The organism is Yersinia rochesterensis, assembly GCF_003600645.1.
Classification (GTDB): domain Bacteria; phylum Pseudomonadota; class Gammaproteobacteria; order Enterobacterales; family Enterobacteriaceae; genus Yersinia; species Yersinia rochesterensis.
In genome coordinates, this window is sequence record NZ_CP032482.1 from 2,117,556 (window position 1) to 2,128,980 (window position 11,425).

Sequence of the window (11,425 nt, forward strand, 5' to 3'; positions counted from 1 at the left end):
TTAGGATTTATTCAAGTTGTTACGAAAGATGTGATCTCGATTGGATCATGAATACTTATTTGTAGGTATATTCTGTTCGCGAATATACCTACAAATGGAATGGATAATGAAAAAAGTCACTTTGGCATTGTTAGCCGTAGCAACTCTGGCATCGACTGCGGTAAGTGCGCACCAAGCAGGCGATTATATTTTCCGGGCAGGGACGGCAACTGTCAGACCCAATACCGGGTCTGATGATGTGCTAGGTTATGGTTCTTTCAAAGCGGATAACAATACCCAGTTGGGTCTGACCTTCAGTTATCTGGTTACTGATAACATCGGGGTTGAACTTTTGGCCGCGACGCCGTTTCGTCATAAGGTTGGCCTTGGGCCGACCGGCGATATTGCAGAAGTTAAGCAATTGCCACCGACATTAATGGCACAATATTATTTCCGAGATAAACAAGACAAATTGCGCCCATACCTGGGGATAGGTCTGAACTACACCACGTTCTTTGATGAGAAATTCAACAATACCGGCACTTCTGCTGGGCTGACGGATTTAAGTGTCAAAGACTCTTGGGGTGTAGCCGGTCAGGCCGGTTTGGATTACATGGTCAGCGAAAACTGGATGGTGAATATGTCTGTCTGGTGGATGAATATCGAAACTGACGTGAAATTCAAAGCAGCAGGTCAAGAGCAAAGTATTCATACCCGTCTTGATCCATGGGTGTTTATGTTTGGCGCTGGCTATCGTTTCTAATTATCCTTCGTCCTTGGCGTTACAGGGGTGTTAGCTGCGCTCACTCACCCGAATCACTGACTTGAGTCAGCTCATCGGGACTCGTTTGCTGGCTGCCTTGCTGTAACACCAATGACTTTGGCTAATCCGACTTGAGGCGTTACAGCGGTGTTAGCTGCGCTCACTTACCTGAATCACTGATGTGTATTAAAAAGGAGGCGCAGGAATGCGCCTCCGAGAGGGGGATTACTTGATAAGCATCTGATCACTAACAGATTTCACCCCAGGTACACCACGGGTAATCTGTACCGCGCGGTTAGCATCCTGACGCGAGCTAACAAAACCACTCAGTTGAACCCGCCCTTTGAACGTCTCAACACTGATTTCAGTCGATTTTAGATTCTTCTCACCCAGCAGCGCAGTTTTCACTTTCGTGGTAACCACGGTATCATCCAGATAACCACCAGTCCCTTCCGATTTTGCTGTAGGCGCACAAGCAGATATTGCCATCGCCATGACCACTGCAATACATAAGGCTGCCAAGGTCTTAAAAATCTTCATAAATGACTCTCCATGTTTAGCTCAAAGTACTATTAACTCATATTTCACTCAGGGGTGCTGACACTCACCACATCTTAAATGTAAAAAATGCGTAGTGTGTTACACATTATTAGTATTGGTGATGAATGGTTTTTATACAACTTTATGCTGAATAGACCGCGAGAAAAGTATTGAAAATAAGGAAGATATACCCTAACTAATGCGAGTTGCAGGAAAGTTTTACAGAGGCGAAGTCTATGGACGGGCGAGTAATGAAAACCGCCAACGCACATGCAGCTTGAAGTATGGCGGGTAGAGCGCCTGAACTGGGACATCAGGCGCTCAGAGCAAACTAGTTGCGGGTAGCGGCTTTCATTTTAGTCACAAAACTCGCCAATTGCGCGAGCATCTCTGTGGGCTGTGAGACATTGTTTTCAATGATTTTGACAATTGCAGAACCCGAAATAGCCCCTGCAGCCCCGGCCGCCAGACTGATTTTTACCTGTTCTGGTTCTGAAATACCAAAACCTTGCAGGGCTGGCGCGGCATTATATTCACGCAGTTTATCTATTAAATGATTCAAAGGCTGGTGGCCATGATTCTCTGCACCGGTCACACCCGCACGAGAAAGCAGATAGGTATAGCCACGACCGTGAGAGGCAATTTCTCGCAACAAATCATCATCGGCATTAGGCGGGCAGATAAAGATAGGCGCAATGCCGTGGCGCAAGGCCGCTGTGCGGAACGGTAGTGACTCTTCAAACGGCACGTCAGCAATCAGCACCGAGTCGACACCTACATCAGCGCAGCGCTGATAGAAAGTATCAATTCCGTTATGGAATACCAGATTTGCATACATTAGCAGCCCAATAGGAATGGTAGGGTGCTTTTGGAGAATTTCTGCCAGCATTTCAAAACAAATACTCGGGGTAACACCGGCGGCGAAAGCACGTAGCGCCGCATTTTGAATCGTCGGGCCATCCGCCAATGGGTCAGAGAAGGGAATACCCAGCTCCAATGCATCGGCACCGGCGGCAATTAAGGTGTCGATAATCTCTAAAGAAAGCGCCGGTGTTGGGTCACCAAGTTGGACGAAAGGAACAAACGCGCCTTCTTTTTTGGCGGCCAATTGTTGGAAAAGCTGCTGATAACGCTCCATTAAATTTCTCCCCGTGCTTTCAGGATATCGTGAACAGTGAAAATATCTTTATCACCACGCCCGGACAGATTCACCACCAATATCTGTTCTTTTTCCGGTGAAGCTTTAATCATTTTTAAAGCATGTGCCAGTGCATGGGACGATTCCAATGCCGGGATAATCCCTTCTTTACACGACAGCGCTTTAAATGCTTCCAGAGCTTCATCGTCGGTCACGGAAACATAGTCAGCGCGCCCGATGCTGTTCAAATAAGCATGTTGCGGCCCCACTGACGGGAAGTCTAAACCCGCAGAAATTGAGTAAGATTCTTCAATTTGACCATCACTGGTTTGCATCATCGGCGATTTCATACCGAAGTAGATACCCACTTTACCGTGTTTGAGGGGCGCGCCATGTTGACCGGTTTCGATACCCAGCCCCGCCGGTTCGACACCAATCAGCCCAACACCCGGCTCATCGATAAAATCAGCAAACATCCCAATGGCGTTAGAACCGCCACCGATGCATGCCAGCACGGCATCTGGCAGACGGCCTTCTCTGTCCAGCATTTGTGCTTTAGTTTCTTCGCCGATCATCCGTTGGAACTCACGCACAATAGTCGGATAAGGGTGCGGGCCAGCGGCGGTTCCCAGCATATAGTGGGCGGTTTCGTAGCTACCAGACCAGTCACGCAGGGCTTCATTACAAGCATCTTTCAATGTTGAGGAGCCACTGTGCACCGGAATAACTTCCGCTCCCATCAAGCGCATGCGGAATACGTTGGGTGACTGGCGCTCAATATCTTTAGCGCCCATATAAATGCGGCATTTTAAGCCGAGCAGCGCGCAGGCTAACGCTGACGCCACACCATGCTGACCGGCACCGGTTTCAGCAATGATTTCTGTCTTACCCATGCGTTTTGCTAATAAAGCTTGGCCTAACACCTGATTTGTTTTGTGCGCACCGCCGTGTAACAGGTCTTCGCGCTTCAGATATAGCTTGGTTTTTGTCCCAGCGGTCAAATTCTGACATAGGGTTAGGGCAGTGGGACGCCCGGCATAGTTCTTTAACAAATCCTGAAATTCCGCCTGGAACTCAGGGTCTAACTGAGCGCTGACAAAAGCCTCTTCCAGTTGCTTCAATGCTGGCATCAGAATCTGTGGCACATACATGCCCCCGAACTCGCCAAAATAAGGATTCAATGTGGTCATTATTCTGTCCGTTAGTCGTTGATTTAATAAGTGCGTAAAGTGTCGAACACCGCAGCAATCTTTTGAGGATCTTTAATGCCGGGGGCGCTTTCGATACCGGAATTGAGATCCAGGCCAGCAGCACCCAATTGGGCCGCAGCACCGCAGTTATCCGGCCCTAATCCACCCGCCAGCAATACGTTATTCAATGGCTGGCCGGCTAATAATGACCAGTCAAAGCGTTGACCGGTGCCACCTTGGCCATTATCCAAAACATAGCGCTCGACATGCTGTAAATTGCGTGCTGGCACCGTGTCGCTGACACTCAATGCCTTCCAAATTTGGCAACTGGCGGGCAATATTTCGCGCAGTTGGTTGATATAGGCTTGATCTTCATGCCCATGTAATTGCACGGCGGTTAGTGACAGGCGCTCGGCAGTTTGTTGTATAGTTTCGATTTCGGCATCACGGAACACCCCGACATATTTTAGCGGCGCACCACTAATAACTGTGCGGGCGCGTGCAATATCCACATAACGTGGTGAATTGCCGACAAAAATCAACCCGCCATATACAGCACCGGCCTGGTAAGCGGCGGTAGCGTCTTGGGCGCGGGTCAGCCCGCAGACTTTATTCTCGCCCAGCAATACGCGGCGTACCGCAGCATTCAGATCGGGTTCGGACATCAACGCGCTGCCAATCAGGAAACCGTTGGCAAAGTGGCCGAGTTCACGCACTTGCTGGTAGTTATTGATGCCGGATTCGCTGATGACCGTCACGCCCTCGGGTAAGCGGGGAGCCAATTCGCGGGTGCGATCAAGGCTGATAGACAAGTCGCGTAAGTCACGGTTATTGATACCGACGACTTTCGCCTCTAATGCAATGGCGCGTTCCAGCTCCTCGGCGTTGCTGGCCTCCGTCAACACGCCCATATTCAGGCTATGAGCCACGGCGGCCAGTTGGCGGTAAGTTTCATCATCAAGCACAGATAACATCAGCAAAATAGCATCTGCCTGATAAAAACGGGCGAGCTGGATTTGGTAAGCATCAATAATAAAATCTTTGCACAAGACCGGTTGAGTCACTACGGCACTGACTTGCGGCAAGAAATCAAAACTGCCCTGAAAGTATTTTTCATCGGTCAATACCGAGATAGCCGAGGCGTAATTTTTGTAAACTGCGGCAATCTCAGCCGGGTTAAAATTATCGCGAATGACACCCTTGGACGGCGATGCTTTTTTGCATTCCAGAATAAACACCGTTTTGTCGCCCCGTAGCGCGTGATAAAAATCGCGCTGGCTCGGGGTAATGTCATTTTGGAAGCTGGCCAGAGGCTGTTGCAATTTCCGCGCAGCAAGCCAGATTTCCTTATCGCCCACTATTTTGTGGAGTACAGTTTTGTTAAGCCCAGTATCCTGCATGATTTATCCTCTTGCTGCCAAAGCGGTAACCCGGTTAAAAGGCTGGCCGCTGTGAATCATTTCCAATGCTTGCTGTGCGTTGTGGCGTAAGTTTTCTTGCCCGTGCAACTTCAGCAATAACGCCACGTTAGCCGCGACGGCTGCCGCGTGGGCTGGTGTACCCTTACCTTGTAACAACCGTGCTAAAATGTCACGATTTTCTTCCGGTGCGCCGCCTTGCAGTGAGCCAAGTTCATAGCGATTTAAACCAAAATCTTCGGGCGCTAATTCGTAGCTTTCAATATGGCCGTTATTCAGCTCGGCGACTTGTGTCGGCGCATGAATCGCCACTTCATCCATTCCACCGCCATGCACCACGGCAGCGCGTTGATAACCCAATACTTTAAGAGTTTGAGCAATCGGTAAAACCAGTTCAGGGCTATACACACCAATCAGCGCCAACGGCGGGCGGGCGGGGTTAATCAATGGCCCCAGCACATTAAACAGGGTACGGGTTTTCAACTGTTGGCGCACCGGCATCGCGTGGCGAAAACCCGTGTGATACTGCGGCGCAAACAGGAAGCAAACGCCTAACTCATCCAAGGCCAGACGCGATTGTTCGGCGCTCATGTCGAGGCGAATACCAAAGGCGGCCAGCAAGTCTGACGAGCCGGAGCGACTGGAGACACTGCGGTTACCGTGTTTGGCCACTTTCACGCCACAACTGGCGGCAACAAAGGCGCTCGCGGTGGAAATATTGATGCTGTTGGTGCCGTCGCCGCCGGTGCCAACAATATCAGCAAACAGGTAATCTGGGCGCGGGAAAGGTTGTGCGTCGGCTAATAAAGCTTGTGCGGCACCGGCAATCTCGGCTGGCGTTTCACCGCGTACTTTCATACTGATTAATGCCGCCGCTAATTGGCTGGCTTCCAGTTCACCACGCACAATCGCGGCAAATAATAGCTGGCTTTCTTGCTGGCTCAGAGACTCGGCGCGGAACAGTTTTTCTAATAACAATTCTTTTGGTAATAGATTGTGCATCATCAATTCCTTAAATATTCAACCCCCAAAGGGCTTGGCATCACAGCTAACACTCTTGCGGTTATACCCGCGAAGGGGATAGCGCCCAGTCTAAGGTTTGCTCCAGCAACCTGGCCCCTTGGGTGGTTAAAATCGATTCCGGGTGGAATTGGTAGCCACAAACCCGATGGGCATCATGACGAACCGCCATCATCATCTCGCCAAAATGGGCGTTAACGGTTAATTCTGCTGGGATATTGCTGCCGACTAATGAATGGTAGCGGGCGACCGGCAATGGATTTGGCATTCCTGCAAACATGCCGTGCCCGTCATGCTCAATGGCTGAAGCTTTACCATGTAATATTTCGCCAGCCTGACCCACATGGCCACCATAGGCTTCGACAATGGCTTGATGGCCGAGGCAGATCCCGATAATCGGCAACTGACCGCGTAAGCGCTGCAACAATTCCGGCATACAGCCCGCTGCCGCGGGAGTGCCGGGGCCGGGTGATAACATCAGCACCGGCCGCTCGAGCTGTTGCAAGCGCTCAATAATGGTGTCGGCGGCAATGTGGTTACGGTAAATCACCACGCGATGGCCGCTTGAGCGCAACTGATCAACCAGGTTGTAAGTAAAGGAATCGATATTATCGAGCAGCAAGATATCGGCCATTAGATTGTTTTCCATTAGAACATTTTCCATTAGAACAGCTCCCTGGCGTGGTGTGCAGTGGCAATTGCTCGTAGAACCGCGCGGGCTTTATTACGCGTTTCATCGGCTTCCGCTTGTGGGATTGAGTCGAGCACCACACCAGCACCCGCTTGTACAGTGGCAACCCCGTCTTCAACATAAGCAGAGCGAATCACAATGCAGGTATCCAGATCGCCATGGGCGGTGAGATAGCCGACGGCACCGCCGTAGCTGCCCCGACGCGATCCCTCACTGTCAGCGATTAATTGCATCGCCCGGACTTTGGGCGCGCCACTTAATGTCCCCATGTTCATACAGGCTTGATACGCATGCAGCACATCTAAATCGTGGCGCAATGTGCCCACTACGCGAGAAACCAGATGCATAACAAAGGAATAGCGGTCAACTTTGGTTAAATCCGCCACGTAACGGCTGCCTGACTCACAGATGCGCGCCAGGTCATTGCGGGCTAAATCCACCAACATCAAATGCTCGGCCAGTTCTTTATGGTCGGTGCGCATTTCCAGCTCAATGCGGCTGTCTAAATCGCGGTCCAGTTCACCATTAGCGCGACGGCCACGAGGACGAGTACCGGCAATCGGATAAATTTCAATCTGGCGATTGGTGGCGTCGTATTTCAGTGCGCTCTCTGGTGAGGCACCGAACAAAGAAAATTCATTATCCTGCATGAAGAACATATAAGGGCTTGGATTACTGTCTTTCAGTGTTTGGTACGCCGCCAGTGGTGATGGGCACGGTAATGAGAAGCGGCGGGAAGGTACCACTTGGAAAATCTCACCTTGGCGAATGGCTTGCTGTAATTCACTGACCACTGCGCCGTACTCTTCATCTGATTGGTTACACTGTAACGTCATTTCCGGTACTGATTTGGCTGGAATAGGCTGTGGCGCTTGTTGCAATTGGTGGGCAAGCTGTTCTAAACGGGCCGTTAAGCGCTGATGCTCGCTGTTATCCGGAGTGAACAGGCTGGCTTGTAATGTTGTTGAGCGATGTTGATGATCTAACACCAACAAGGTTTCAGCTAAATAGAAGCAAAAATCCGGACAACGTTGGTCTTGGCGCAACTGCGGCAAGTTTTCAAAACCGGCGACCAAATCGTAGGCAAACAAACCACCAATAAACATGGCTTCCCGCTCTGCCACTGGAGCATCCACCAGTTTTAGCAGCAGGCGCAAAGCATCAAAAACGGATAATGCCTGTAAACGAGAGTCTTCATCCTGCACATCATTAATGACGGGAAACGTGAGTTCGCGGCCAGTTGGGCGCACTTGAATCTCAACTTGCGCGGGTAAAGCTGAGTCCAACAGCGGTAATAAAGATGCGCCATTGCGTGTCAGCGCTTCTATTGTCACTTTCTGCCCCAGTGCGGTGATACGCAACGCACTGTCGACTATCAGCAAGCTTTTCAGGTTTTGTTTGCTGGTCACTTCCGCAGATTCAAGCAGCAATGTTGCTGGCCGTGCGCCGCAGAGCTGGTGAAACAGTGCGGTTGGGTCATCACGGTAACACCCCGTAGTGGTCAATAACTGTAAAGTAGGACGCGAGGTTTGCATTGTTTGTCGTTCCTGAAAAAGTGTTTGTCGAAATCTATCCATAAAAAAGCCCGCTATTAGCGGGCTGAAGCAATCTGCATTGTCTGATGACTGATATGCGCGATTACACCGCCCGAAAGAGGGAGATGTGCCACCAACGCAGTAAGGAAATTAGGGAAATTTTCATTATCAGTCACTCGCTATGATTGTGTTATCGAATAGACCTGAACAGCATTTTGGTCTCTCGTGAACCTGTGTACTAGTTAACTGGTTCTCGAGATGAATGTCAACCCCTGATGATTGTTTTTTAACAAACTCTTTTTGTCAGGGCATTGGTCTTACTGGGCTTGAAGTATGACGGGTATAAATAAGATTGATTAACGTTAATGTCACATTAGCGAGTATAATTGAAAGCCACGCTTTTTCCGGACTCATGTTTTGACTAATAAATCAGTTTTGGCTAATAAACCCGTTTTATCTGATAACTCCACATCACCTGACACGGCTGATTTAACAGATGCTGTCACATCAACGGCTTTCACACTCTATGATTTGCATAGCCACACCACGGCATCGGACGGCTCGTTAAGCCCCGCGGCGTTGGTTATCCGGGCGGCGCAAATGCGTGTAGGTGTATTGGCGATTACTGATCACGATACCACCGCAGGGTTAGCAGAAGCCGCCGCGACTATCGAGCAACAGCAATTGCCCATCCGGCTGATTCCTGGCGTCGAGATTTCCACATTATGGGAAAACCATGAGATCCATATTGTGGGTTTGGGTATGGATATCCAGCATGCCAGTCTTCGCCAGCTATTAAGCGAACAATCAGAGCGCCGCTATATTCGAGCGCAGGAGATCAGTGCTCGGTTGGCAAAAGCACGGATCCTTGGTGCATGGGAAGGGGCAAATCGCTTAGCAGAGGGCGGCCAGGTGACGCGAGGCCATTTTGCCCGCTATCTGGTGGAGTTAGGTCTGGCCAGCAATGTCGGCCAGGTTTTTAAAAAGTATTTGGCCAAAGGCAAGACAGGCTATGTTCCCGCGCAATGGTGTACAATAGAACAAGCTATTGATGCTATTAAGCAATCTGGTGGGCAGGCTGTACTGGCGCATCCTGGGCGTTATGATTTAACGGCGAAATGGCTGAAGCGGTTATTAGCGCATTTTGCTGAGCATGGCGGTGATGCTATGGAAGTTGCCCAGTGCCAGCAAGCCCCCCACGAGCGGGCACAACTTGCCCAATATGCGCGCGACTATAATTTACTTGCATCCCAGGGGTCTGATTTCCATCAACCTTGTTCCTGGATTGAGTTGGGCCGCAAATTGTGGCTGCCCGCTGGGGTAGAACCGGTATGGCGTGATTGGCTGATAGAGCGCTAATCCACTTGTACGTTGAATGATAAGGCAGAATCATGAGTCAATTTTTTTATATTCACCCGGAAAACCCACAGCCGCGGTTAATCAACCAAAGTGTTGATGTTTTGCGCAAGGGTGGGGTGGTGGTTTATCCGACAGATTCGGGTTATGCCCTGGGTTGCCGCTTAGAAGATAAGGCGGCAATGGAACGTATCTGTCGTATTCGCCAGTTGGATGGAAACCATAACTTCACACTGGTATGCCGTGACTTGTCCGAGTTATCAACTTACGCCTATGTTGATAACTCCGCGTTTCGGTTAATCAAAAATAATACTCCCGGCAATTATACATTTATACTGAAAGCGACAAAAGAAGTGCCTCGGCGTTTGATGAATGACAAACGCAAAACTATCGGCTTGCGTGTACCGTCTAATCCTATTGCGTTGGCGCTGTTGGATGTATTGGGTGAACCGCTGATGTCGACCACATTGATGTTGCCGGGCAATGATTTTGCGGAGTCTGATCCAGAAGAGATCAAAGAGCACTTGGGAAAACAAGTGGATTTAATTATTCACGGCGGCTCTCTGGGCCAACAACCCACCACGGTGATTGATCTAACGGATTCTTCCCCAGAAGTTATCCGCGAAGGTGCCGGTGACGCCACTCCGTTCCGCTAAGCGGCAGCGAATTTATAGTTACTGTGAATGTAACACGCGTGTTGGATACGCCAGTCAGCTTGCTTTGAACGGTAAGTATCCAACTCGCGGGCTAAATACTCCCCCAAACTCCATCAAAAACCCCCACTGCTGACGAGCTCCTTCAGTCTCCTGTTTTCCCTTAAAAAAACCTGTTGTCATCCTAATGCATTTGAGTTGCTTAATGAGTCACGATTTTTGCTAAGACTTTATTCAAATATGAATTGAAATTTTTCAGGTAATACCGATTAAGCTCTTTTCATCTTTATTTTTATTTATGCATCTAATTGATGCTTTTATAAAAATAATCATATAATTCAAGTTATTATCTGGCCTGGACGAGGTTGTTTTTCCTGTTTGTTTTATGTCTAATAAAAATTACTTCTGAATATAGATAGGCTTTCTCTGCTAAGACTAATTTCTCATTGATAATTAACTTTGTATTTTTTGCTTATTTAATTGATTTTTTTGAATGGTTGTTTTTAAGACAGATCCAATGCAAATTTAATTGTAAATATATTTACATGGCTATTATTTTAATTAGACGATCTTTTATTCTAAGGTTTAAATCATTTAACAGAGTAATAATCTGAAAGTACGCTACAAGGTGGTCATTTATGGGTCTATATGTCGAGTTAATAATTTTTATGATCATAAATACCAAAAAACTTGCTTTTTCTATATGACTGGGCGATTCTTATTAAGACTGAATGCGACTAATGAAATGACTGATGTTAAATATAATTTTTTTGCCACAATTTGATTGTGGCGTGCTTGGATAAAAAGTATTTATTTTATTTTATCTTACTGATAAACACTCATAATAATTTATTGCATTAAAATAAAAAAAAGGCGTTACTACATAATCCCCATATGGTTTTATAAGATTATTCTTATCTATTTTTTTATTTAACTTATTGATATTAGTAGTTAATATTTTATATTTCAGATCATTGTAGGATTTTTCCTACCAATGTGCTCTCCACCTCCTATATATCTGTATAACCTCGTACGTTTATCATTGTTATTAATGATGCAATATCAGGCTTAAGGTATACACCAGTGGAAGTTCGCCAACTTAATTACTTTTTAGTTAAGTAACAATGTTGCTCGTTATTTAT

General features: G+C 48.0%; 8 protein-coding genes, 1 pseudogene and 1 other annotated feature. Of the genes and pseudogenes, 3 read left to right on the top strand and 6 right to left on the bottom strand.

Annotated features, from left to right (window positions below; genetic code table 11):
* Nucleotides 1-106 precede the first annotated feature (106 nt).
* Complete coding sequence (ompW, locus tag DXZ79_RS09970) at nt 107-742, top strand: outer membrane protein OmpW (RefSeq protein WP_072089123.1); 636 nt, start codon at nt 107-109, stop codon at nt 740-742.
* Between the two features lie 225 nt (nt 743-967).
* Here the strand turns inward: ompW and DXZ79_RS09975 are convergent, their stop codons facing one another.
* The 6 genes and pseudogenes from DXZ79_RS09975 to DXZ79_RS10005 all read right to left on the bottom strand — a co-directional run bounded on the left by DXZ79_RS09975 (nt 968) and on the right by DXZ79_RS10005 (nt 8,274).
* Nucleotides 968-1,282 (bottom strand): BON domain-containing protein, encoded by a 315-nt coding sequence (locus tag DXZ79_RS09975; protein ID WP_038633164.1) that lies wholly within the window; start codon nt 1,280-1,282, stop codon nt 968-970.
* Between the two features lie 331 nt (nt 1,283-1,613).
* A complete protein-coding gene (gene trpA, locus DXZ79_RS09980) occupies nt 1,614-2,420 on the bottom strand; it encodes a tryptophan synthase subunit alpha (protein ID WP_120011248.1) in 807 nt (268 codons plus the stop codon).
* Nucleotides 2,420-3,613: a tryptophan synthase subunit beta gene (trpB, locus tag DXZ79_RS09985; protein WP_172667612.1), complete on the bottom strand. Its 1,194-nt coding sequence runs from the start codon at nt 3,611-3,613 to the stop codon at nt 2,420-2,422. The genes trpA and trpB overlap by 1 nt, the downstream gene beginning before the upstream one ends.
* A 20-nt stretch (nt 3,614-3,633) precedes the next feature.
* Nucleotides 3,634-5,010, bottom strand: a complete 1,377-nt coding sequence (gene trpCF, locus DXZ79_RS09990) for a bifunctional indole-3-glycerol-phosphate synthase TrpC/phosphoribosylanthranilate isomerase TrpF (protein WP_120011249.1) — start codon at nt 5,008-5,010, stop codon at nt 3,634-3,636.
* 3 nt (nt 5,011-5,013) lie between these two features.
* Nucleotides 5,014-6,682: pseudogene (gene trpD, locus DXZ79_RS21310) on the bottom strand (anthranilate phosphoribosyltransferase).
* Nucleotides 6,683-6,711: 29 nt separating this feature from the next.
* On the bottom strand, nt 6,712-8,274 hold the full coding sequence (locus DXZ79_RS10005; protein ID WP_120011250.1) for an anthranilate synthase component 1: 1,563 nt from the start codon (nt 8,272-8,274) through the stop codon (nt 6,712-6,714).
* A 40-nt stretch (nt 8,275-8,314) separates the two neighbouring features.
* Nucleotides 8,315-8,416, bottom strand: a sequence feature (Trp leader region).
* Nucleotides 8,417-8,691: 275 nt separating this feature from the next.
* Between DXZ79_RS10005 and rnm the strand changes: the two genes are divergently transcribed.
* Both rnm and DXZ79_RS10020 read left to right on the top strand, forming a co-directional pair.
* The gene (rnm, locus tag DXZ79_RS10015; protein ID WP_271301878.1) at nt 8,692-9,633 is read left to right on the top strand and encodes an RNase RNM; all 942 of its coding nucleotides are present in this window, start codon (nt 8,692-8,694) and stop codon (nt 9,631-9,633) included.
* A gap of 32 nt (nt 9,634-9,665) precedes the next feature.
* On the top strand, nt 9,666-10,286 hold the full coding sequence (locus DXZ79_RS10020) for an L-threonylcarbamoyladenylate synthase (protein ID WP_038633141.1): 621 nt from the start codon (nt 9,666-9,668) through the stop codon (nt 10,284-10,286).
* Nucleotides 10,287-11,425 lie beyond the last annotated feature (1,139 nt).